We start from the raw sequence: 24,061 nt of genomic DNA, 5'->3' as shown, positions 1-24,061 counted from the left end.
TGTGCACAAAAAACGCCCATAAAAAAATACAACGCAATTTTTGATAAATCTATTGTATTATATGCAAATATATGGTATAATAAATCAAATGCGGTTGTTTTGACCGCCTTTGTCACCAAAAATAAAGGAGTATTATTATGAAGTTCGGATTTTTTGACGACGCTAAAAAGGAATATGTTATCAATTCCCCTAAGACTCCCTATCCGTGGATAAACTATCTCGGAAATCAGGGATTTTTCTCGCTTATTTCCAATACAGCAGGCGGCTACTGCTTCTATAAGGACGCTCGCCTCAGACGTATCACACGTTATCGCTACAACAACGTACCGATCGATATGGGCGGACGTTATTTCTATATCAACGACAACGGAACAATCTGGAACCCGGGCTGGGCACCTGTAAAGACAGAACTCGACGAGTACGAGTGCCGTCACGGTATGGGCTATACAGTTATCACAGGTAAGAAGAACGGACTCAAGGCTGAGGTTACATTCTTCGTTCCGCAGAACTACGACGGAGAAGTACAGCAGGTAGTTCTCACAAACGAGAGCAATGAAGCTAAGAGCTTCTCTATCTTCTCAATTGCTGAATGGTGTCTCTGGGACGCTCAGGACGACTGTACAAACTTCCAGAGAAACTTCTCAACAGGTCGTGTGGAGATCGAAGGCTCAACTATCTACCACGTAACAGAGTACAGAGACAGACGTAACCACTACGCTTTCTATACAGTAAACGATGAGATCGACGGCTATGATACAGACCGTGACTCATTCCTCGGAAGCATCTACAACGGCTGGGACAACCCTGAGACAGTAAAGGCTGACAAGCCTTCAAACTCATTCGCAGACGGCTGGTCACCTGTAGCTTCACACTACAAGAAGGTAACTCTTGCTCCCGGCGAGTCAAAGACTCTCATCTATATCCTCGGCTATGCTGAGAACCCACAGGACAAGAAGTTTGCTGCTGAAAAGCCTGCTAACCTCCTTACAAGAGAGACATGGGTACTCAACAAGGAAAAGGCTTATGCAATGATCGAGAAGTACAACACACCTGAAAAGGTAGCAGCAGGTCTTGCAGAGCTCCGCAGCACATGGGAGGATCTCCTTTCTATCTTCAACGTTAATACACCTGATGACAAGGTAAACCGTATGGTAAATATCTGGAACCAGTATCAGTGTATGGTAACATTCAACCTTTCACGTTCTGCTTCTTACTTCGAGAGCGGTATCGGTCGTGGAATGGGCTTCCGTGACTCCAACCAGGATATCCTCGGCTTTGTACACCAGATACCTGAGCGTGCAAGAGAGAGACTGATCGACATCGCTTCAACACAGCTTTCAGACGGCGGCTGCTATCACCAGTACCAGCCTCTTACAAAGAAGGGCAACGCTGATATCGGCGGCGACTTCTCAGACGATCCGCTCTGGATGATCCTTTCTGTTGCAGCTTATATCAAGGAAACAGGCGACTGGGGAATTCTTGATGCAAACGTTCCTTTCGACGATGATCCGAACGGCAAGCACACAATGCTCGAGCACCTCAATGTTTCATTCTATCACATCGTAAACAACCTCGGACCTCACGGTCTCCCGCTTGCAATGAGAGCTGACTGGAACGACTGTATCAACCTTTCATGCTTCTCAGACACACCTGGTGAGAGCTTCCAGACTTATACAAATCCTAAGTTCAAGGCTGAGGGCGGCTACTCAAAGATAGCAGAGTCTGCATTTGTTGCAGCACTCTTCACATACACAGGTCCTGCATTCGTAGGCATCTTAGAGCATCTCGGCAAGAAGGACGAAGCTGCAAAGGCTCAGGCTGAGATCGACAAGATGAAGAAGAACGTTATGGAATCTGCATTCGACGGCGACTGGTTCATCAGAGCTTACGACGCTAACGGCGAGAAGATGGGCTCCAAGGAGTGCGAGGAAGGCAAGATCTTCATCGAACCACAGGGCTTCGCAGTTATGTCCGAGATCGGTAAGGATCAGGGCGCAGATATCAAGACACTCAACTCCATTGATAAGTACCTCAATTGCGAGTTCGGTCTTGTTCTCAACAATCCTGCATTCACAAAGTACTATGTACAGTACGGTGAAATTTCCACATATCCGGGCGGATACAAGGAGAACGCAGGTATCTTCACACACAACAATGCATGGATCATCTGTGCTGAAGCATACGCAGGCAGAGGTGACAAGGCATTTGAGTACTACAGCAAGATAGCTCCTGCTTTCACTGAAGAGACATCTGATATCCACAAGACAGAACCATATGTATACGGACAGATGATCGGCGGTAAGGACGCAAAGAACTTCGGTCAGGGCAAGAACTCATGGCTCACAGGTACAGCTGCATGGAACATGGTAGCTATTTCCCAGTACATTCTTGGTGTACAGCCTGTATTTGACGGACTCAAGGTAGATCCTTCCATTCCTCACGAGTGGGACGGCTTCACAGCAGTTCGTAAGTTCAGAGGAGCAACATTCAACATCACAGTCAAGAATCCTGCACACGTATGCAAGGGCGTAAAGACAATGACAGTTGACGGCAAGGCAGTAGAGGGATGCGTAATTCCTGTATGCAATGGCGGCACACACGAAGTTGAAATAGTAATGGGCTAAGCTCATAAAAAAGGCGGACAATATGTCCGCCTTTTTTGCAGCGTGACGCTGCACCCTTGCCACGTTGTCGCTCGTGAACTCGCTCACTCTTAATAAAAACGATGATCGTACATCGCTTACAGAATAATATGTAGGGGCTGCCTGTGGCAGCCCGTTAAATTATGTAAACTTCAAATGACAAAATGTAGGGGCGCGTTCCGCGCGCCCTTTTTCATATCCCCATTCCCATATCCTAATAATTCTATTTTTAATTTTTTCAAAAAATATGTAACACTTTCGTTTTGACATACGATAGTTATAGATGAAAGCACAAAACGTACGTTTAAAAAATAAGACAACCAAACATTTATAAATAAAAAAGGAGAATTCAAAATGAAAAAGTCAACTTTAATGATAACAATAGCAGCTTCACTTTGCGCACTCACATCATGCGGAAGAAGCGTTACGACATATCAGGCATCGCAGCCTGATGAGATAAAGGCTGTATCTTACGAGATAACCTCATCTGAAAAAACAGCTGATAAAGCAAGTGAAAAGGTGACAACTGCGAAAAAGAGCGATACTGAAAAGTCCACAGAGACATTTAAGACCGAAAGTGCAGTAACAGCAGCCGCTGTAAAGGTGAACAGCGTTGATACAACAGCAGTAAGAGTGGCAGTTACGACCGCTGCCAAGAAGCCTCAGCCTGCAAAGACCACAGTAAAAACCACAGCAAAGACTGTAGCTGCAACTTCAAAGACTACTGCAAAGCAGACACAGACTACTGTCAAGACAACAGCAAAGCCGCAGACTACAACCACTACTACCGCTGCTGTCGGAACTATCGAAAGCGGCAGACTTGACGCAGCCGCAGCAGAGGGAACAGCTTTCAGAAAGGGCGTTTCAAACGGCAATGTCTATACATCTGAGTATGCAGGCTTTAAGTTCACAGCACCAGCAGACACATCTTTCCTTAACGAAGATGACCTCTACACTTATTACTATATGCCTGCAAGAGTTATGACAGATGAAGAGAAAAAGGTATATTTCACAGGCATTTCAGATGCTGTGGGAACATATGCCAACGCAGAGGGCAGAGTAGAAGTAAAGTTTATCAATACAAAGCTCAGATATCCTGATACACCTAATATGTCCGAGGAGAGCTTCCTCAACGACTACCTCGAAAGCGGTCTCGCAGGCACTGTATATACATATGTAAGCGGCCCCGAGATAGTAACACTTGGCGGCAAGGACTATTATATGATGAGGACCGAGAGCAACGGCTACCTCAAAAATGTATATGTAAGAAGAGTAGACGAAAACTTTATGGTAGAGATCTTAGCAAGCGGCAGCGCAGTTGCTGACGAGAATGACTTCGCAGGCAGATTTGAAGCAGTATGATAAAAATAAAGGGGCGGATAATATCCGCCCCGAAAAGTAATGGGACGATGTAAGCATCGTCCCACTTTTGATATTATGTATAAGCTCAGATCGTTTGCCAATCAGAAACTACGGAATTTGCTGTCCTGTGATACTCCGTATATACCTGCAATCAATAACAGTACTGAAGCAGCTATCATTACATAAAAACCGTAGTCATAGCTTAATTCTACATAATCGGAAATCTCATCCCAATATTCGCCTAATTTTGATTTCAGCCTTTGTTCCGATGCAAGAATAGCCTCACCAATTGTTAACACAACAGCGATAACTCCTACAGTAAGAACGGCTTTGTTCATTTTCATAGCAGAGAAAATCAAACCGAGTATTCCAACGGGGATAAATAATATCCAGTCTTTTCCGTCAAACAGCGAACCGCTTACTGTTATGATAAGTGTTATCGAAAAGAACGGCAAGAATACTGCTATGATAATAGCTATCGAAGCTAATATACCCAAGGTGTTAGGCTTTGATCTGAAATTCACTCTTGGCGGATTTGTTGGTGCATAGTTATTGTAGTTATTATAATTAAAGGAATTTTGCTGACGCATATTGTAGTTGGACTGTGGTGAGTTGTAGTTCTGCTGAGGTGCGCTGTTGGGATCGTTGTTGAATTCTGTGCCGCAGAACGGGCATTTCCTTGTGCCGTCCATAAGGTTGCTGTTGCAGTTTGGGCAATACATAAGATCACTCCTGTCAGAATAGTATATTGCAAGTATAACATATTTACGTATATTATGTCAATATATGTTTTAAAAACAAATTATCTGTCAGTGGCGGAACTTACAGTGCCGCTTGACAAAACCCATTAAATATGTTACAATAATCAAAATTTTGATCGGGGGGGATCACAATGAAAAAGGCAGCATTGACCATGACCGTGATTTTCGCGTTAGCGTCGGCAGTATCATGCGGCAACAAGACCGCTACTATCGAGCCGATAGAGATTACCGCAGAGGAAGCTCATACGGTAGATGATTATAAACCCATAGAGACTGAGCCGATAACTGTAACTACTACCGAAGCTGTTACAGAAGAAGCTACCGAGTTTGCGGACGCAGGCGAGGGGACTAACTTCAAAAGCGGAACTGTAAACGGTAAGGTCTACACTTCCGAATACGCAGGCTTTAAGGTAACATTTCCCGAAGATACAGCACTGAATGACAGAGCTGAAAATGAAAAAGAACTCAAAAAAATGTGGTCAACTCTTGACGAACGTTCAAAGCAGGAGCAGGGAATGCACATTACCGATCTTGTAGCCAACAGTACAGATACTACCTATGTTTTTCAGTACAGTAACACAAAGCTCATGTATCCCGAAAAGGAAAATGTCACTGTAGAGGAGTTCATGGAAGATCGGATAGAATTTAATGAAACGGAAGATATAAAAGTATCAGCTCCCGAAAAAATAACTATCAGCGGCATGGAATACACAAAAGAGACAATAGTTCTTGAGCAGCTTAGCTTGGAGCTGGTATACTATGCAAGAAAGATAGATGATGATTTCGTACTGGTCATAAATTCACAGGGCGAAGCAGGCTTCGACCATACGATACTTGAAAAAGCCATCGAAGCGATATAAAAGAACTGCATAGCAGTGATGCTTATATAGAAGTTTATAGTTAATTATCGGGGGAACCCTTTCTGAGGAAAGGTTATCCCCCGAACCCCTTTCCAAAGACTTTTATCTGATTTTTTTCCGGATAGGGCGCGTATGATAATAAAAAAGACCTGCAAGTATACAGGTCGCGCACTATCCGGAAAAAAATAAAAACGAAAGTTTTCGGGAGAGAGTTTGAGAGAAGCCCCTTTTTCAAAAGGGGTTCTCTCAATAATAAGCATAAAAGTTCCTATATATACCACAGTTATGCAGTCCTTTTTTATTGCTCGTGTATTATATAAGATGTGACTTTTTAAGACCTGATCTGTCAAGAGCAAGACCTGTAACGATATACAGTACAGTGCTTGCAGCGATCTGTATGCAATAAGCGGGAGTCTGACCGAAAGCGGCAATAATAGCGGCTGTAGAGAAGCCCTTTGTAATTACGACGCCTTCATAAAGGCTGTATCCGACCACACATACGATAAGTGACGGGATAATGCCGAGAAGATTGCGCTTTGTGATTATCTTATCCGATTTATTGGTAAAGAACAGAGCTGTAATTGCTTTTATGACGATAGTAGCAGGTATCCAGATAGGAAATCCCGAAAGTCCGTCAGCGAGAGCACCGCCGATAACTCCGGCAGCTACTGCATACGGAAGTGGGAGCACACTTGCGGCGAGGTAGATGAGTCCGTCACCTGCGTGAGTATAACCTGCACCTGTAGGCACATGGATATAGGCGGTAAATACGAATATCAGCGCAGCAAAAAGACTCGTTACCACCATTTTTTTGATCTTGTCTGTTTGAGCTGTTCTTGTCATAACAACGCCTCCTTAAAACTACTAATCCTATATGTTTTAGTTTAGCTTATTATAACACTATACATACGTTTTTGCAATAGAAAAGATAAACAAACTTTGCAAACTCAAATTTGCCGAAAGTGTTACATATGCCGCTATATAGGTAAAAACTATGGTTGCTTATAAAAACAATCCTATAAGGAAAGCACTTCCCGTAGCGGCAAGAGCCACAACGATAAGGGGCATTTCCAGAAAAGCCAGCACTATTGCAACAGCTGTACCTGCAATAGCGGTATAGATGTTGTGGGTAGTATAGAAGATAGCAGGTATAGTCATAGCACTGAGCACAGCATAGGGAATGTAGTACAGGAAGCTCCTGAAAAAGCGCGACTTTATCTTCTTACGGAAGAAAGTGAACGGCAGCATACGAATGAGGTATGTCACGCCTGCCATTACGATAATATACACAGCAACGGTCATTCTGTCTCCTCCTCATCTTTTACAGGGAAGATAAGCGCAGCTGCAACAGAAGCAGTTATTGCCGATATGATAACAGCGAAGCCCTCACTTATGAACGGTATACAGTACTTGAATACAACGCTTATAGCAGCTGACATTATTACCACGAAGAGTACGCTGTGCTGCTTTTTTGCAGGGGGGATGATAATAGCTATGAACATACCGTACAGCACTATCTCCATAGCCGTATTTACCGAAGCAGGAAGAAGCTCTCCTGCCGCCGCACCGAGAGCAGTGCCTGCTACCCACCCCACAGCGGCAATGAATATCATACCGTACATATATGCAGGGGTAAGAGGCTTTTTCTGCGCGGAGCATACTCCGAATATCTCATCGGTAATACCGAATGAAGCAAGGAGCCTGTGAGGCGTAGTAAAGCTCTTGTCAAGCTTCTGAGAAAGCGAAAGAGCCATAAGCGAATAGCGGATATTGATAGTGAGCTGCAGGAGTATCATTTCAATTAGAGTACCTCCAGCGGCAATGACATCTATGCCTGCTTTCTGACCTGCGGAAGTAAGGCAGGAAGCAGATATGGCAGATGCCTGAAAAACGGAAAGACCTGCTTTGCTAACGGCGAAGATGCCCAGACCGAAAGACACAGAGAGGTATCCCAGAAAGATAGGGATACCGTGTGACATTCCGCGAAGAAAGTTGTTTTTCATAATGACTGCACCCGCAATCCTGAGATAATAGACATATTTATCCTCCGAGAATATGTAGTTACAGCGATTTTATCCTTTCGGCAGAATCGCTTATCTCTGCCCATGAATAGTCTATCATGTATTCGCCGTGATAGGATTTGAGGGCAGATGTATCGCCCGAAAACAGGTCATACAGGTCGCAGTTGACAGCTTCCTTGTTTATCTGTATCTGGCGGTTCTGTTTTATGATAACATTGTGGAAGCCTGCGGCTTCTATGTCCTTGATAAGGTCAGAGACATACTGCGAGACCTTTTTTGAAGTAGGTCTGTCGAAGTCCTCGACTTCAAGAACATCGGCAGCTATCTCCTTGCTTGTTACAGGATAGCCGCACTGGTCTATGAGGTATGCGAATATTTCCTTGGAAATAGTACGCGAAAATTTTATAGGCACATTATCCCTGCCAAAGACGCGGAAATTACCGAATGTGCGTATTTTCAGCCTGTTGTCGTCCTTTTGCTCGGGAGTGGCTGTGTATCTGAAATTATCGAATTCATTGCGTATATCGTCCTCGGTATACGGCTTCATTATGTATCCGCTGGGGCGCATCTGTATAGCGGCAAAGGCGTATTCGGAGTAGCTCGTAACGAAAACTATATTGCACATAGGTGAATACTTTTTCAGTTCTATAGCTACTTGTATACCCGACATTTTTCCTATGCGGATATCGAGAAAAGCCGCGTCAAAGGACTGCTTGTCCTCATATTCGAGAAACTGAGCCGCACGTCTGAAAGGAACGACTTCGGCATCGGGTTTTACCTTGCGGATAGTGTCAACGAGAAGCTGTAGTGCATATTTTTCATCATCAATTGCCAGAATTTTCATCATCTTTCTCCTTTGGAATAAGAATAACGCATTCTGTTCCTTCATCGGGAACACTTTTTATGATAAGTTCACCGCCGCATTCGTCCTCAAGACGCTTGCGGACATTGTTTATACCGATATGAGTCTCATCGAGAGCTTCAATGGCAGAGGTATCAAAGCCTGCACCGTTGTCCTTAATGGTTATCCTGTGGTGAGTTTCGGTCTCATCAGTGGATATGCGGACAGTTCCGCAGCCGCTTTCCGAGTTGTTTATACCGTGCTTGACGGCATTTTCCACCATAGGCTGTACGGTAAGTACAGGCAGCATGAACATTTCATCTTTTATATCGAATTCGATATCGAGATCGTCATCAAACCTGAGTTTTTCCAGAGACAGGTATATCTTTGTATGTTCAAGCTCTTCCTTGATGCTCACAAGGCAGTTTCTGCTCATTGCGTCAAGGTTTTGTCTCAGGTATTTGGAGAAGTCGATAAGAGCGTCCTTGGTTTTCTGAGAGTCCTTATCGCACAGATAGATTATAGAAGTGAGAGAATTGTACATAAAATGGGGCTGTATCTGAGAAAGAGCCAGCACCCTTCGGCTTTTTTCAAGCTCAAGCTCGCTTGTTCGCAGTTTTGTTTCCATTTCGCGCTGATATATGGATATAAGGTAGAAATAGAAGATTATAACGTCAAGTGCCACGATCTCGTCCATAAGGTCTACAACGATATAGGCAGCTTCAAGATAGCACTCGAATATGGTCAGGAAAACGATGAATATAACGGTCGCACCCTTGGTTCGATCCTTTGATTTGAAAAAGCGGATAGAGTATCTCAGCAATAGCAGCATATATATCATGCCTGCGAAATACGGGGAAAGGAAGAATATCCTGTCCTCATAGTTCAGGTGACTGTCAAAGCTGAAAATTATCTTCGGACCGAAAAGGTTGACTATCTCTCCCACGATAAGTATGCCTTCGGGAATAAACAGCAGATACCGCTTTACGTTTGGCGTAATGAGCAGCAGCTCTACATAAGCGATCATGGGGAAGAGGATATGCTCTATCGTTGCGCGGAAATACATAAAGTACATTGCAGGATCGCCGCGGTAATCAAAATCTTCATTGTAGAGCTTTTTCATAAAGAGCTCCCTGAAGAAGGTGTTTGCGACTATAATGGTGAGGAGTATAACGATCACGGCAATATGCTCGGTACCGTGAGGACGATCCTTGCGGTTTTCGATGAGCAGGACGATTATACCGATAATAAGAGCAACAGAGACAAAATTATAGCTGATAAGGTACGAGATCAATTCCATAACGGTTCTCCTTGTGATTTATGATACAGCAATAACTTTTTCGACCATATAATGCTATTATAACACATTATGCACTGTTTGTAAAGGAACGTAATGCCGCTTTTTGTACGGTTTATTCATACAAAATGACTGTTCAGCAGTAATTTTCAAAGCACAAAATCGTTGAAATGACGAATTTGCGAAAAATTCTTAAAATTGCATAAAAACCGCTTTTTTTGTTGAACCGTGTGGAACACGTTATGATATAATAATGGTGGGATATGATATACATATATTGTGGTAGTAGGGTTCAGACGCTGCGGTTGGTAGTAAAACTGGGGGGAAACAGTTGCGGAGGGTGTAATTACCTGCCGAAGCGGGCTGCGGTGTCTCTTCTCCTACGTTATTAATCAAGTTAAGATCATCCGATGGTTTCCGTGAAAAGCGGAAGGGGTTCACTGATAATTTGTTTTACAAGGTAAAACTATACCTTCATTGTTCAATATTTTCCATGCGCAGTCATTGTGGCTGCGCACTTTTTTTGTTCCGAACGCTGTGAGGATACATTTGAATAGGTCTGTTTTACACGTACAGACAAATAACAAGTGCCAATTTGTTGTTTGATATAAGTTATTAAAATAGTAAAAAAACGGGGTTCTGTACAATCGTATTCTCATTATATCCGATAGTGTCATAACGTGGTAAATCCATTGACACTGAGGCTTTGAAATGATAAAATGAAGTCGAAAAGTAAACGTGAAAAAGATTTTCAATACATAAACAGAAAGGAAAGAAAACAAATGAAAGCAATGAAAAAGACTTTGGCAGGTCTTTGTGCTGTTTGTATAAGTACAGCAAGCCTTTCCGTATTAGGCACATCGGAATATGGCAGAACAGCTGAGGCAGCAGCATCAAAAGACATCTCTTCGACAATGGAGTGGGACACACTTAAAATGGGCGGTGCTGGATTCGTTTCCGGCATCGTTGCAGGACAGAAGGAAATGTATCTCCGTACGGACGTAGGCGGTGCGTACAGATACGACTATGACAAGAAGAGATGGGTACAGCTCTTCGGTTTCATCAATGAGGACGACAGAGGACTTCTCAGCTGTAAGGGTATCGCTATTGATCCCAAAGACGATATGACAGCTTATTTCCTCTGCGGCTGTGCATACTTCTCAAACGCAAAGACAGTTATATACAAGACTACAGACGGCGGCAAGACCTTTACAGGTGTTGACGTTACAGAGCATATTCAGGTACACGGAAACGGCGACGGACGTGAGTGTATCGAGCCTATCGCAGTTGATCCCGATAACCCCGACACTATCTATGCAGGCGGCGATGTTACCGCAGGCAAATCGGCACTTATCAAGTCAACAGACGGCGGTAAGTCATGGAAGCCTGTTGAGGGCTATGACGCTCTCGGACTTTTCACAGGTGAGCTTAAATATCCGTCATGGACAGACCATATGGTAAGAGGTACAGAGCCTGCTAAGCTCTACAACGAGCAGAACGGTATCGGCTGTGTTTATATCGAAGGCGGCAAGGTATATGTAGGAACTTCCGTAACAGGAAAGGCTAATATCCATGTTGCAAGCGTTAAGGACGACAAGTTCGAGGCTATAAAGGCACTTCCTAACGAAAACTATCCTCTCTCCATAACAAGTGACCATAACGGAAACCTTTTCTTCACATACATCGGCGGACTTGCATTTGCAGGTGCATCAGGCGGTGCATACAAGTACAACATCGCTTCGGGAAAAGCTGAAAAGCTTTCTGTTTCCGACAATTCTATCGGTATGATCGAGGTTGACAAGAACGACCCTAACAAGATGTTTGCACGTACCTGCGGTATATGGTCAGCACAGTGGTGCGGAACAGAGTGGGTCCAGGACGACCCGTCCACACCTGAGAATGAGGGTACTATCGCATGGGGCGATTACTTCTTCCGTTCATCTGACGGCGGCAAGACATGGGAGAATATCACTCCGGGTGAAGGTCCTACAGACTATTCAACAGGCAAAGGCGTAAAGAGCTTCATTTCACTTCCGCTTGATACCAACGGCTATGACTGGATATACGGCAAGGCTTGCCACTGGGGCAGCAGTATCGTTATCGACCCAAGAGATGCTGAGGGAGACAGACTCCTCCTCACATCAGGCAACGGCGTATTTGCCTGCGACAATGCATGGGCCGAAAAAGACATACAGTTCTACTTCCAGCCTGACGGCGTTGAGGAGTGCGTAAGCCTTGACTTCTACAGCACAGCTGACGGTCTCGACCTTTCAGCTATCGGCGACTATGACGGCTTCGTTCACACTACAGTAAACGGCATACCTGAACAGTATAAGCCGAATATGGGCTCTACATCTGCTATCACAGTATGCCCGCAGAATACAGACGTATGGGCAAGAACCGCAAACGGTGACGGAAATAATACAGGCAGCGGCTACTATACTTTAGACCGCGGCAAGACATGGAAGACCTTCAAGCCTGCCTGCACAGGCGGTAAGCTCGCTATCACAGAGCTTTCAAAGGGCAAGTACAGAGTTATAAATACAAGTGCCAAGGGCGGAGCTTCCTACTCCGACGACTGGGGCGCAACATGGAAGGACTGCGCAGGCATAAAAGCAACAAAGGGTGTTTATTCTCTCGTTGATCCCGAAGATCCGAAGATAGTTTACGCTGTAGGCGCTCAGTACAATGAGTACTGGTCATCTGATATGTCCAAGAAAGAGCCTACATATGACGAAGCTCACTATTCTTACTTCGTCAGCGAGGATTACGGCGCAACATTCACAGAGACACGTATCTGCCCATATAACTGGGAGCTTACATGGAAGTTCGAGCACACAGGCGACCTCGCATATGTGGGTAAGGGCACAGTAGCTCTTGCAGGCGCAAATCACGGCGTATATCTCATCTCCGACAAGGGCAAGACAGTTGAACATCTTGAAAATGTAGCATACGCAAAGTGTATCGGTTACGGCGCACCTGAGAAGAAGGGCGATGTGAATACACTCTTCATCTACGGCAAGCCCGATAAGGACGATAAGGAGGGCATCTACCGTTCAACAGACGCAGGCAAGACATGGGTATGTATCAATACAGACCACCTCTACGGCGGTACAGGCAACGGCAACTACCTTGTAGGCGATATGGACGAGTTCGGCAAGGTGTATATGTCCACAGTAGGCTGTGGTATAGTTTACGGACAGATAAAGGGCAGTGCTCCTTCAACTCCGTCAACTACTACAACTACCAAGAAGGCAACAACCACCACAACAAAGGTAACTACTACTACAACTAAGGTCGCAACTACGACTGTATCCACTCCAAAGACAACAAGCAAGGATTACAAAGCAGGCGATGCAAACTGTGACGGTGATGTAGACCTTTCAGATGCAGTACTCATCATGCAGGCACTTGCAAATCCGAACAAGTACGGCGAGAGCGGTACAGAAAAGACACACATCACAAAGCAGGGCATTGAAAATGCCGATGTTACAGGCAATGACGGCATGACAACAGGCGATGCACAGGCAATACAGAAGTATCTTCTCAAGCTTGTGACAGAGCTGCCTATCAAATAATAACGCAAAACGGCTTCCGTGTAGCCGCAGTACTTATATAGAAGTTTATATTGATTTATCGGGGGAAACCTTTCTGAGGAAAGGTTATCCCCCGAACCCCTTTCCAAAGACTTTTATCTGATTTTTTCCCAGATAGGGCGCGTATATAATAAAAAAGACCTGTAAGTCTACAGGTCGCGCTCTATCTGGGAAAAAATAAAAACAGAAGTTTTCGGGAGAGAGTTTGAGAGAAGCCCCTTTTTCAAAAGGGGTTCTCTCAATAATCAGCATAAAAGCATATATAAGAGTAATGCGGCTAAAGGAAAGCCGTTTCACGTTATCAGTGCGGAAATTTATCAACGTAAACTCCCACCTCTGTAAAAATACCCTTGCTGCTGCCTTTTATAGTGACAGAGCCTATACGCTGTGCGGAAACAGTTCCGAAGCTTACTATGTCGTACAGGTCCTCGCCCTGATAGCCGCTGTAGGAGCAGAATATCCTTTTCTGTCCGCGGAAGTCATACTTATCACGGAATAACAGAGCCTGCTGCGGATCATAGAGAAATCGCATATCAAGTTCAAAGAATTTATTACGCACTATTTTAAGTGCAGCCGCATCGCTGTCGGTAAGGTCGAAAGTACCGTAATTTCCGTTGATATCAGCCATATGGTAATCACTGGCGATATGTGCGCAGGCAAGCTCGGTACCGTAAGTGAGCAGATCGGTATTCGTTAAGTCGAACACCGCAGGTGCAGGGAAAGCACTTATCATTACTGTATTTGTAGCTCTTATATAAGGATAAGTACCCAGGAGCTTGTACGAAAGATTTGAGGCAGCGTCCCACATTGAGGTATTAGGTCTTACGTAGATATAACTGCTGTCATCGGCATTGTTTTCGTGAGTGACATAGGGCAGGGTATAGAAATTGTCCATGAGCATATTGAATGATATGTTCATTTTAAGTCCGGGCTCTATCTGGTTTTGACAAAGCAGGGAAGTAAAGCTTCTTGACGTGACATTCAGGAAGTATTCTCCCCCTGATTTTTCTATTTTCAGACTGTCAATAAGACCGTGATGAATTAGAGTATTGTCAAGTGCAAGAAGCACCTCTGCTGCGTTATCGAAGTTGGTTCGTGCAGTACGGACTCTTGCAGACAGTGAAGTGTAAGGAGTATATATATCCTTTCTGAAACTGAACGCAAGTATATTCTCCTCGGCGAGGAGAGTTCCGTCCTTGTTTTTTATACTGAGAACAGCTGTCAAGTATCATCGCTCCTTATAATATTATCGGCAGTTACTAGCGTTACCGTTACATCTGCCCAGTCGCCTTTTTTATTGTCAAAGGTGTATGAGAGCAGATGACAGCTTCTGAAACAAAGCCCCATATACTCCACATTAAATGCAGCGGAGCTTTTCACAAGAGCATTGAAGCTGTAGATGAAATCTGCGGAATAGTCCGCGAATATCCTTCCCGAAAAGGTAAGCTTTGTACTGCGGCTTGCATTGTTGGTGAACACGCTTCCGCCGTCAGCCGTTGACTCTTCGTTTATGCTTCTTGCGGATACAGCCTTGAAGCCGTCGCAGTAGACAACGGCTGAGGCTATATTTACGGGTACAGCTTCATGCTTTGTAAGTTCCGTGATACTCATGGGCTGCTCCTTTCTATTTTTGTTATGCCGCTTGCCGAGAGCTTTGCGGTGAGGACGAGCCGCTGTATATTCGAGTCGAATTTGATACTCATTTTCGACAGCGAGCAGGTAAGTCCGCACATATCTGCAAGTACAGGCTCGATTTTTTCATCATAAAACAGGTATATATCATCTGATGAAGTTCCCTTTGGAGCGGTAATGCACATCTCTATATCGGCTCTGAACGGGATATAAACATAGAACTGTGAATATACAGGTGAGTAGGACTCAAAACCGTCTATGCCCACAATGGTAAATATACCCTTTTCCTTTTTGGCGATATCCACTGCATCAAAGGCACTGTAAACGGCTGTAACGCCGCTGTCTGTAAGCTTGTCTATTATATCATTCATTATCTCACGCAGCATTATAACATCTCCTCTCCGCTTGAAAAGCTGCCGAAAACGAAAGTCTCCACAGTGATAAGGCTCTTACACATCTGCAAGTAGTCTTTAAGGAGCTGCTTTGCGTACTCGCAGGCAGTATTCTGCGACTCCTTCAGCACCTTTCCTGCATAGGTAACATCTGCTCTTTCTCTTGCAGCAAGTATCTGCTGTAGCCTGTAAAAAGCCAGTGCAGCGCAGAGAAAGCAAAGTCTCAGGTCGCTTATATCCGCATTTGGTCTGAGGATATCGTCCACCTCACGCATGGAAAGATATATGAGCTTCATGTATTCGGTGCTGTTTTCCTCACCTGTCATAAGCTCGAATATCTCGGTTATTTTCTGAATATCCATACTTTCTCCTTATCTCATGGTAAAGCTGTCTGCGGTATCGTCCGACTCTGCACCGAATTCAAGCTGTACCTCAGTTTTTGTTTTTCTGCACTGCAGCTCAAATGATCTGCGAAGCGCGATAAGCTGCTGAGTATTCATATTTGCAGCCGATACGGAAGCTATATCAGCCGCAGCCCTGCCGCCTGCAAAAAAGGCAGCCTTGCGGATATCGCGGCGAAGCTCCGCATCGCAGAGCTGTATATCCTTAGCCTGCGACTTTAGGGCATCAGATTCGCTGTATTTTTTCGTAACTCCTGCGTTTACCTGAGCAGGTACGGCAACGAAGCTCCATTCGTAAGCGTCCGTGATATCATCAAGGACAGTGTGGCATATATTGCCGCCGTATTTTTTCCCCTTAACGTGATTGCAGGATGAGATATTCTTGTCATTGCCGCAGACAGAGCATATCCTCTTTGCTGCGGAGCAGGAAATGCTGACTTCCTTTTTGATACCGCCGTCAATTTCGGCAATGAGGTTCTTGTTTTCGTCAGTCCTCACCATGTACGCCATAGCTTTGAGGCAGACGTATGGCTTGCCGAACTGTGTGAGCCGTGTATCATCGGTGACAAGTTCCGTATCGAAGATACGCGCATTCTGATTGGCTGTGGAGGCGTCATGGTCGAAGATACCTGTCTTGCCGATGAACTTTTCTCTGAGAGTAGCGAGAGCATTTTCCGAGAAGCGTTCACAGTCGCGGTCAATATCGTTATCGCAGAGTATGACCGAGAATACGTATAACTCGTCCTCAGAAAGGGGACGGCGTGTGAATTTATTGATCTTATCGAGAATAGACTTGTCCATATTATCTCCTTTCGGTTTATTTGTAGGGACGAGTTCCGCTCGCCCTCAACATAATGATTTTGTAGGGGGCGATGCTTACATCGCCCCGAACATTATAATTACGGGCTGATGTAGGCATCAGCCCCTACTTTTCATCTTTTGAATATGCCGCATTAAGTTTCGGTCGTGATAGTAAGCACCTTAACTGCATCGGGAGTTATCTTTCTGAAACCGCAGGTGATAGAAACTGTCATCTGATCGAGCTGACGGTCGATGAGCTTGTCGGTCTCCATGATAAGGTCTGTGCTTGTGATGAATTCAAGTGCGAAATTGCGGTCGATACCTATGATAGTATCATTGTCGGCAGCCGAAGTCTTGACCAGTTCCGAGCCGAATGGGAGAATGAGCTTGCCGTCTGCATTTGCAGAGCACTCCTTGAGCTGATCCATAGCAGCTATCTTTGAAGCTACAGCAGGAGAAGCAATGACAGTAGTCATGTCGAAGCAGTCGAATTCGCCGTAAAGTGCAGCAAGGTCATCGTATGTGAGTGCGGAAGTAGTGATAGGAGTAGTATCTGCTTCAAGTACGGCAACAGCCTTTTTTACCACCGACACAGCAAGTCTTGCACCCACGCTTCTGAGCATAACACCGAAAACATCGAGTCTCTGCTGACGGATAGCCTCATAGGAAGCACTGATGAGTCTGCCGAACTTTTCAAGCACAGTAGCTGTAGTGCTTTCTGTGACCTTAGCCTCGGGGAGAGTTTCTGTCTGAGCTGTAGTTGTGTATGTCTCGGTGTCATCGAGTACGCAGCCCAGGTACTGACCGCTTGCACATACTGTCTTGGCAGCACAAACAGATCGGAGAACAGTTTCATCGAAGCCCTTTCTTATGCAGCGTGTAACGAATTCGGGGAAGAGTACGGCTGTTTCCGTAGTCGAGAAGAACTTCTCAACGCAGTCGCAGTCCTGACCGTTTATCCTGATATTGAAGCGTTTGAGCTGTCTCTCGAAAGCGTCAAGCTTTTCAAGGGGAGTACCTGCGTATGCCGAGGATGGGTCAAGCTCCTCAAGAGCAGCTGTGAATGACTTTCCGCTGAGATTGTAAAGACCCTTTTCAAGTTTGATATCGTTATACATATATTTACCTCCGTTATTCTTCATTTTTTTCAAGGCGGAGCTCAATTTCTCGCGCCTGAGCGTTTTTCAGCCTTGCTTCTGCAAGAGCTGTTTCGTCCTGTAGATTGATATTGTCCCACTCTACAGAGCATGAAGCTTCCGCACCTATGGAAGCAAGGAATGAATTGCCCACATCGCATATGACAGGCGTGAGAAGTCTGCGGTAGTATTCAAGCTCCGATGTGAGTATATCTGCCTGCTGAGATGACATTCTCTCAGTAGAACTCCACGAGAGACCAAGCAGAAACGGCGGTATTGAGAGCTTTGCAATGAGCTGTTCGAGTATCTGTCTCACAGGGACATTTGTGTCAAAGAGTTGATTTTTCAGCACCTATGACCTTGATATCTACATCTCCAACAGCAACAAAGTCCTTTACCTGACCGTATTTGGCGGAGTTCATGCCGTCTGCCCACTCATGGGCTATCTGCTGAGCCCGTTCACGGGAACTCATCGTATCTCCTGCCTGTCCCGAGGGCTTGTAGGTCACAGCATAGCGGACATTTCCTGCGCGGTCGAAATTCTGACCGATACATTCGTATATCCTCATAAGGATACCGCTGAGTGACGGAAGCCCTCTGAGCAGGGAGTTGCCCCCTGTGAGAGAAGCATAGAGTATGCGCTCGGGGTGAGTTAATTTGCGGGAACTGCCGTCGAGAGCGATGACAGTATAGCTCCTGCTGAATGGGTCAGCTCCTGCGGACAGCCTTATGCGTGAAACATCGCCGTTCCAAAGCCCTGCAATGCGCTGTTCCTCACTGTCGGGAACTATCTCGCCTGCGGCACTTCCGTAGGTGATGAGACTGTCGAGAAAGTTATCCGCAAAGCAGCCTATTGAGCGTCCTGTAAGACCTACGGGAACGTTTGCAAGGAAGTCGTCAAGCTCCTGCTGATATCTCTCGTCCGAGGATATAACACGGAAGCCGCCTGTAAGCCTGATAATTTTCATAATAGCCGCATCAATGACAGGCACGGCATAACGCAGTCTGTCGTAAAGTTTCTTTTCACAAGGCTGAACTGCCGCAGGGAGAGCGAATTTCTCACAGCATGAACGCTGTGTGCTTATAAGCCCGGGAGCAGTTTTCGGAGTGTTTTTCTTCTGAAAAAGCTTCATGATTCCTCCTGTATTTAGTTATTGAACGGTAGTTTTATCGGGTAACGGACAGTGCGAAAAAGTCGCCGCTGTTCTGAGAATTTAGCATATCCGCCACAAAATAGCGCATATCGTCCATAGCGTGGTCGTTTTCCTTTATGGGAGCATCTGTGCCTGCCTTTTCGTTCCAGCTGTACAGCGTGAACTCCCTCAGTATATCCCTGCACGATGAATGAAATTTCAGCCTGCCCTGTTTAAGTGCAGAGCTTACCTGTCTTATGCCCGAAATAACATCGTTATCGGCTTTGACTACGGGATATTTCCCGTGTCTGCGGATACATTCGATAAAGCTTGCTGCGGACGGGTCAACGATGACCTTTTCGATATGCCGCGAGCCTGCAAGCTCTTCAAGTGCTGCATAGTGTTCCTCATCGGTACGTGACAAGCCCTCACGGCGGGAGTCATAGTAGTATTCGCTGAGCCTGTACCATATGCCGCCGCTGAGTCCCCACAGCCCGAAGGACGAGGGATTGACAGTGCCGTAATCGCAGGATATGACGTATTTTTCACACTGTATATCGCCGCTGAAAACGTGTTCGCTTTCGCTGAACATAGGATATACGACTCCCTGTGAAGCCGTCCATTTGCCCAGTATGAAACGGTCGTAGAAAGTGCCCGAGTACATACGCTCATAGCGTTTTCTGACGCTTTTTGAAAGTGAAGGATTATCCGCCATAGTGAAGTGCAGATACAAAGCGTTTTTCTCTTTGCGCTTCTTTATCCACTCGTTGTAGAACCAGTGTGACGGATTATCGGGATTGCAGTTGAACCACATTTTCGAGCCGTTCACCGAGCATCTTGCCAGAGCCTGTTCAACGAATGAACGGGGCATGAGTGCCACCTCGTCGAAGAACACTCCCGAAAGAGTCATACCCTGTATGAGAGCAGCGGAGCTTTCGTCCTTGCCGCCGAAAAGGTATACTCTGTTGGTACAGCCGTTAAAGGTCATATCGAAGTAATTTCCGCTGACCTTTTCGCTTATGATGAACCCCTGTTCTTTCAGTACAGGCAGCATTGGTGTTATAACGTTTCTGCGGAGCGAGGTTATAGTCTTTCCGCACATGGCGAAAGCTCCGCCGTTAAATCGCTGACTTGCCCAGAATACGAACCCCAGCGACATTGAAAGAGTCTTGCCGCTTCGCACAGCACCGTCGCATATTATAGCGTCATAGCCGCTGAACTTCTGGGAGAGCCACCACCTCATGGCTATCTTTTGTTTAAGTGAGAGTTTAGTTATCTTCAAAGCTCTCACACTCCTCTTGTGCGGTCATCGCTCTTATGAGACTTTCTGCCTTGTCGCGGTCACTGTAGGCATTTTCAAGCTCGAACAGCTTTTCGAGAGCTTTCATTCTGTCGAAAAACTTTACTTCTACGCCGCCTCCTTTTACACGTTTTATTTCGGAAATGTTGAAAAGATCAAGCTTTCCGACAGTATCAGCAGGCGGCAGTTCCTCAGCGAACACAAGATATACCGCATCGGCGCAGCTACCGAAAGCAAGCCTTTTCAGACCTGATATAATGCTGCCGCTGTCGGAGAGGATATCCCTGACCCTTGCGATAGTATCCTGACATTCTTTGGTTTTGAGGAGCTCAATGCCTGCGGTGAGTGCATTTTCACGTGGAAAGCCTGCTTTTACGGCAGCTTCCTCCGCATTGCCCAGTGTAACATAGTTACAGCAGAAGATATTGAGTTTTGCTTTAGTGTTTCTGTTCAAAAAATATGACCTCCTTTCAGTCCCGAACAAAATCACCGTTCATAAGGGGGCTGAAAAAAGGTCAAATTCAATGCATACCCGTTGAATATTGAAAAAATAATTTTTTACTTTGTATACCTGCACAATTCAAACACGATTTTATTATGCAGACTAAATAAAAAGGACAGCCGAAGCAGTCCAAAGGTTACAGAAATATTACAGTGAGAATATGAATGGGATTCCAATATAATCTGGAGCGTTACGAAGCGCTTTTCTTTTTGTGGGGCGTTGCCCTACTCCCCACAAGGGCTGTCAGCCCTTGACCTGACCAAAGGGTTGTGAACCCTTTGGAATCCTTTTGTTATTCTTTTGCTTGTTTCAGAAGAACTTCCGCAATAGCGATATCCTCGGGAGTTGTTATCTTTATATTTGTATAATCTCCCACAGTCATTGCGACTTTTCCGCCGATAGCTTCTACAAGCTGGCAGTCGTCTGTAAAATCAAGTCCGTGTTCGAGAGCAAAGTCGATACCCTCAAAGTAAAGTGTACGCTTGAATATCTGCGGAGTCTGAGTGATATACAGCGAGCTTCTCGGAGGAGTATCTATGATGAGTCCGCCGTCAACGGTCTTGATAGTGTCCTTTACGGGAACTCCGAGAGTTGCGCCGCCGAATACAGAAGCGTCCTTTATGACCTTTTCGATGTGCTCGGGCTTTACCAGCGGACGAGCACCGTCATGTATGGCAACAAGCTCGGTCTCCTTGGATATCTTCTTTATGCCGTTGATAACGCTTTCCTGACGGGTAGAGCCGCCTGTGGTGCAGGCTGCAAGCTTGGTTATGCCTGCGGCTTTTGCTTCCTCCTGTATTGCAGGGATATCGCTCTCACGGGCAACGATAACTATTTCTGTGATGCTTTCGCACTGCTGAAAAGCCTGCATGGTCACACCTATGACCTTTCTTTCTCCCAGTGGCAGCAGTATCTTATTGACACCGCCCATTCTTGTTGAATTGCCTGCACAGACAATAACTGCCGATGTTTTCATATTACCTCTATTCCGCCGCACTGCGGCTGTGTGTTATTTAATAAGTTCCTTGAAAAATGCGCACTCGTCATCGTTTGCGGCTGCCGCATCAGCAGACCTAACATTGCAGTGAAAAACGTGAGAGAGCGGCGTATTTTCATCACCGTATACCTTATATACGTATTTTACTCCCAGCCGGTCAAGCTTTTCCGCAAGCAGGGGAGACTGATAGTTCAGAAAGTCCTCGTTTGATGTCATAATGAAGCAGGGTGGGAAACCCGCGGTCACATTATCGACTACGTTCAGCTGTTTAAGCAGAGAGATGTGATACTTTTTAGGCAGATAATCCTTTAAAGTTCCTACACTATCTTCCTTGAAGATATCATAAATGCCGCAGTTGAGTCCAAGTCCCTTTATTTTCAGCCCCTCGGGTATCTTGAATTTATAGTTCTTTGCGTATTCGGGGTCAGTTACCATACAGGCATACAGAGCTATGCCCATTGCACCTGCGGAGTCTCCCACAGCGAAGATATTATCCGTATCGAAGCCAAGTTTGTCGGCATTTTTCAGTACCCAGCGAAAGACTGCGTTAGTATCATGGTAGGGAGCAGGGTGGCGGTATTTCGGAGCAAGTCTGTACGTGAAATTTACCACAGCAAATCCGCGTTTTGCAAGGTCCATGCAGTAAAACTGATATGTCTCTTTAGTACCGTAGGTCCAGCCGCCGCCGTGAAAGCTGACGATAACGGGGAGCTTGCCTTTAGCTGCTAAAGGGCGGTAAACGTCCATTATCTGCCATTTTCTGTTCTTTCCGTACTGAATATTGTCAAAGCGTAAGATCTCGGGCGGAGTCGTAAGACCTGCGTCACGTTTTCTGTCGCTTTTGGTACACATTCTTTTGAAGATGAAACTGTTCAATGACATTGCAATGCTCCTTTCGTACTATTGTATATAAACGCTTATTTATCCTTATCCATGAAAACTTTTGAGCCTGTTGCGCCTTTCTGTCCCTGATACTTTCCGTTATAGGGATTGAGGGCGTGGTCGTCCATTTGGGCGAATACCAGCTGACCGACTCTTCTGCCTGCCTTTAATTCGATAGCACATCTGTTGGCATTGAATAGCTCGAGAGTTATCTCGCCCTTGAAGCCTGGGTCTACCCAGCCTGCATTCTGAATGAACAGCCCCATACGTCCGAGGGAGCTTCTTCCTTCCACGAATGCAGTGAGGTCATCGGGGAGCTCGAAATATTCCATAGTCGTAGCAAGTACGAACTGTCCCGGCAGTAAAAGATATGTATCTGTGGTAATTGTCTTGTAGTTTATGCTGCCGTCAAGAGTGATAATTCCCGAGGGGGAATCGTCAACGATGCTGAATGTATTTCCCAGTCTTATATCCACGCTTGCAGGCTGTATCTGTTCCTTTGTTACGGGCTCGATGACAAGAGTTTTTTCATCAAGCATTTTCAGTATAGTTTTATCCGACAGTATCATATCTTAACCTCCGTGATCTGCATTTATACTAATTATATATTAAAAGCGCAATGTTGTCAATGAAAGCGGTCACAGTATGACGAGCTTTTCAAGGAGCTTTTTGTCCTCGCGCCATGTGGGGCACATCTTATCCAGCAGGGTATAGAACTTCGCCGAATGGTCGGGGTGGATAAAGTGGCAGAATTCGTGTGTCACCACATGAGATATGCAGTTCATGGGAGCTTCTATCATGCGCCTGTTGAGAACTATCATTTTCTTGTAGGTGTGGCAGCTGCCCCAGCGAGCAGTCATGGAGCGTATTTTCAGCTCGGGGAAATCAATGCCAAGCGGTACGAACTTACTGTGTACATCATGCATGACGGAGAGGAATACCTCTTCCGTAAAAGCTTTCAGCCATGCAGTGAAGATAGCGTTCCTGCGCTCTGTATTGGCTGTATCTTTCATATGTATGATAATTGAGCCGTCGTATTTTTCGGCATATTCTCGGCGGTCAGCCATTGTTTTTATGGTGTATTCCTTGCCGAGTATAAAGGTTTTGCCGTCGGACAGATTTTTCTGCCTTTCTTTTATGAGCTCACGGGCGGCAAAGCTCGTTATAGCCTGCTGTATCATGCTGCTCCTGCTTATGACGAACTCATCGGCAGCTTTCGCAGGGACTCTTTTAGGCGCGGAAACATAGACGTTCCCGTCATGCTTTACGCGCAGATTTATGTTCTTGACCTTTTTGCGCTGAAATGTGTAGGTTATGTCTCCGCAGGGAGTTGTGACCGTGCGGATATCGGTCGAAATGGTGTTCATAGGCACCTCCGTAAAGACGTAAATATCATAGAAATTATAAGTCTTTTTCAGTGCAATGTCAAGTCGGGTTTGAGCAGTGTGACGCGGCAATGAAGATATTCCGTGACGGAGAGGAATGCGAGCCTGAATGGGCAGTAA

Annotated in this window: 24 protein-coding genes; 4 read left to right on the top strand and 20 right to left on the bottom strand. The window is 45.5% G+C overall.

All coding sequences use genetic code 11. The features are described from left to right. The first annotated feature begins 137 nt into the window (after positions 1 to 137). Both QZZ41_RS08605 and QZZ41_RS08600 read left to right on the top strand, forming a co-directional pair. The gene (locus QZZ41_RS08605) at positions 138 to 2,624 is read left to right on the top strand and encodes a glycosyl transferase (protein ID WP_295070477.1); all 2,487 of its coding nucleotides are present in this window, start codon (positions 138 to 140) and stop codon (positions 2,622 to 2,624) included. A 372-nt stretch (positions 2,625 to 2,996) separates the two neighbouring features. Further along, a complete protein-coding gene (locus tag QZZ41_RS08600; protein ID WP_295070474.1) occupies positions 2,997 to 4,004 on the top strand; it encodes a hypothetical protein in 1,008 nt (335 codons plus the stop codon). Between the two features lie 101 nt (positions 4,005 to 4,105). Here the strand turns inward: QZZ41_RS08600 and QZZ41_RS08595 are convergent, their stop codons facing one another. Beyond that, positions 4,106 to 4,726, bottom strand: a complete 621-nt coding sequence (locus QZZ41_RS08595) for a zinc ribbon domain-containing protein (protein ID WP_295070471.1) — start codon at positions 4,724 to 4,726, stop codon at positions 4,106 to 4,108. A gap of 170 nt (positions 4,727 to 4,896) precedes the next feature. Here QZZ41_RS08595 and QZZ41_RS08590 point away from each other — a divergent pair, with 170 nt between their 5' ends. Then, positions 4,897 to 5,625, top strand: a complete 729-nt coding sequence (locus QZZ41_RS08590) for a hypothetical protein (RefSeq protein WP_295070468.1) — start codon at positions 4,897 to 4,899, stop codon at positions 5,623 to 5,625. 312 nt (positions 5,626 to 5,937) lie between these two features. Here QZZ41_RS08590 and QZZ41_RS08585 read toward each other — a convergent pair whose 3' ends face one another. The 5 genes from QZZ41_RS08585 to QZZ41_RS08565 all read right to left on the bottom strand — a co-directional run bounded on the left by QZZ41_RS08585 (position 5,938) and on the right by QZZ41_RS08565 (position 9,787). Beyond that, complete coding sequence (locus QZZ41_RS08585) at positions 5,938 to 6,468, bottom strand: TIGR04002 family protein (RefSeq protein WP_295070465.1); 531 nt, start codon at positions 6,466 to 6,468, stop codon at positions 5,938 to 5,940. Between the two features lie 159 nt (positions 6,469 to 6,627). Beyond that, positions 6,628 to 6,927 carry an AzlD domain-containing protein gene (locus tag QZZ41_RS08580; protein ID WP_295070462.1) on the bottom strand — a complete coding sequence of 100 codons (300 nt, stop codon included), beginning with the start codon at positions 6,925 to 6,927 and terminating at the stop codon, positions 6,628 to 6,630. Continuing rightward, the gene (locus tag QZZ41_RS08575; RefSeq protein ID WP_295070459.1) at positions 6,924 to 7,628 is read right to left on the bottom strand and encodes an AzlC family ABC transporter permease; all 705 of its coding nucleotides are present in this window, start codon (positions 7,626 to 7,628) and stop codon (positions 6,924 to 6,926) included. The genes QZZ41_RS08580 and QZZ41_RS08575 overlap by 4 nt, the downstream gene beginning before the upstream one ends. 58 nt (positions 7,629 to 7,686) lie before the next feature. After that, positions 7,687 to 8,490, bottom strand: coding sequence for a response regulator (locus QZZ41_RS08570; RefSeq protein ID WP_295070456.1), 804 nt, complete (start codon positions 8,488 to 8,490; stop codon positions 7,687 to 7,689). Further along, positions 8,471 to 9,787: a sensor histidine kinase gene (locus QZZ41_RS08565; protein WP_295070453.1), complete on the bottom strand. Its 1,317-nt coding sequence runs from the start codon at positions 9,785 to 9,787 to the stop codon at positions 8,471 to 8,473. Before QZZ41_RS08565 ends, QZZ41_RS08570 begins: the two co-directional genes overlap by 20 nt. A gap of 779 nt (positions 9,788 to 10,566) precedes the next feature. On the opposite strand from QZZ41_RS08565, the gene QZZ41_RS08560 reads away from it, so the two are divergent. Then, positions 10,567 to 13,362, top strand: a complete 2,796-nt coding sequence (locus tag QZZ41_RS08560) for a dockerin type I domain-containing protein (protein ID WP_295070450.1) — start codon at positions 10,567 to 10,569, stop codon at positions 13,360 to 13,362. Between the two features lie 319 nt (positions 13,363 to 13,681). Here QZZ41_RS08560 and QZZ41_RS08555 read toward each other — a convergent pair whose 3' ends face one another. From QZZ41_RS08555 to QZZ41_RS08490, 14 genes are all read right to left on the bottom strand, one after another. Further along, positions 13,682 to 14,605, bottom strand: a complete 924-nt coding sequence (locus QZZ41_RS08555) for a hypothetical protein (protein WP_295070446.1) — start codon at positions 14,603 to 14,605, stop codon at positions 13,682 to 13,684. Next, the gene (locus QZZ41_RS08550; protein WP_295070443.1) at positions 14,602 to 14,991 is read right to left on the bottom strand and encodes a hypothetical protein; all 390 of its coding nucleotides are present in this window, start codon (positions 14,989 to 14,991) and stop codon (positions 14,602 to 14,604) included. Before QZZ41_RS08550 ends, QZZ41_RS08555 begins: the two co-directional genes overlap by 4 nt. Then, positions 14,988 to 15,398: a hypothetical protein gene (locus QZZ41_RS08545; protein WP_295070440.1), complete on the bottom strand. Its 411-nt coding sequence runs from the start codon at positions 15,396 to 15,398 to the stop codon at positions 14,988 to 14,990. The genes QZZ41_RS08550 and QZZ41_RS08545 overlap by 4 nt, the downstream gene beginning before the upstream one ends. Continuing rightward, positions 15,398 to 15,766 (bottom strand): hypothetical protein, encoded by a 369-nt coding sequence (locus QZZ41_RS08540; RefSeq protein ID WP_295070437.1) that lies wholly within the window; start codon positions 15,764 to 15,766, stop codon positions 15,398 to 15,400. Before QZZ41_RS08540 ends, QZZ41_RS08545 begins: the two co-directional genes overlap by 1 nt. A 9-nt stretch (positions 15,767 to 15,775) precedes the next feature. Then, positions 15,776 to 16,606, bottom strand: a complete 831-nt coding sequence (locus QZZ41_RS08535) for a hypothetical protein (protein WP_295070434.1) — start codon at positions 16,604 to 16,606, stop codon at positions 15,776 to 15,778. Between the two features lie 152 nt (positions 16,607 to 16,758). Continuing rightward, positions 16,759 to 17,724, bottom strand: coding sequence for a hypothetical protein (locus QZZ41_RS08530; protein WP_295070432.1), 966 nt, complete (start codon positions 17,722 to 17,724; stop codon positions 16,759 to 16,761). A gap of 13 nt (positions 17,725 to 17,737) precedes the next feature. Then, positions 17,738 to 18,094, bottom strand: a complete 357-nt coding sequence (locus tag QZZ41_RS08525) for a hypothetical protein (RefSeq protein WP_295070429.1) — start codon at positions 18,092 to 18,094, stop codon at positions 17,738 to 17,740. After that, positions 18,072 to 18,875, bottom strand: a complete 804-nt coding sequence (locus QZZ41_RS08520; protein ID WP_295070426.1) for a hypothetical protein — start codon at positions 18,873 to 18,875, stop codon at positions 18,072 to 18,074. Before QZZ41_RS08520 ends, QZZ41_RS08525 begins: the two co-directional genes overlap by 23 nt. A 34-nt stretch (positions 18,876 to 18,909) precedes the next feature. Continuing rightward, complete coding sequence (locus QZZ41_RS08515; protein WP_367267463.1) at positions 18,910 to 20,157, bottom strand: PBSX family phage terminase large subunit; 1,248 nt, start codon at positions 20,155 to 20,157, stop codon at positions 18,910 to 18,912. Further along, a complete protein-coding gene (locus tag QZZ41_RS08510; protein ID WP_295070424.1) occupies positions 20,144 to 20,629 on the bottom strand; it encodes a terminase small subunit in 486 nt (161 codons plus the stop codon). Before QZZ41_RS08510 ends, QZZ41_RS08515 begins: the two co-directional genes overlap by 14 nt. Positions 20,630 to 20,969: 340 nt before the next feature. Further along, positions 20,970 to 21,653, bottom strand: coding sequence for a 2-C-methyl-D-erythritol 4-phosphate cytidylyltransferase (ispD, locus tag QZZ41_RS08505; RefSeq protein WP_295070421.1), 684 nt, complete (start codon positions 21,651 to 21,653; stop codon positions 20,970 to 20,972). A 33-nt stretch (positions 21,654 to 21,686) separates the two neighbouring features. Beyond that, positions 21,687 to 22,556 (bottom strand): alpha/beta hydrolase, encoded by an 870-nt coding sequence (locus tag QZZ41_RS08500; protein ID WP_295070418.1) that lies wholly within the window; start codon positions 22,554 to 22,556, stop codon positions 21,687 to 21,689. A 35-nt stretch (positions 22,557 to 22,591) separates the two neighbouring features. Continuing rightward, a complete protein-coding gene (gene dcd, locus QZZ41_RS08495; protein WP_295070415.1) occupies positions 22,592 to 23,125 on the bottom strand; it encodes a dCTP deaminase in 534 nt (177 codons plus the stop codon). Positions 23,126 to 23,194: 69 nt separating this feature from the next. Beyond that, complete coding sequence (locus tag QZZ41_RS08490; protein ID WP_295070411.1) at positions 23,195 to 23,923, bottom strand: M48 family metallopeptidase; 729 nt, start codon at positions 23,921 to 23,923, stop codon at positions 23,195 to 23,197. Between the last annotated feature and the right edge of the window lie 138 nt (positions 23,924 to 24,061).

This window comes from Ruminococcus sp. (assembly GCF_016283395.1).
Note: the sequence above shows the minus strand (reverse complement) of the source record. Positions and strands in the feature narration are given on the sequence as shown.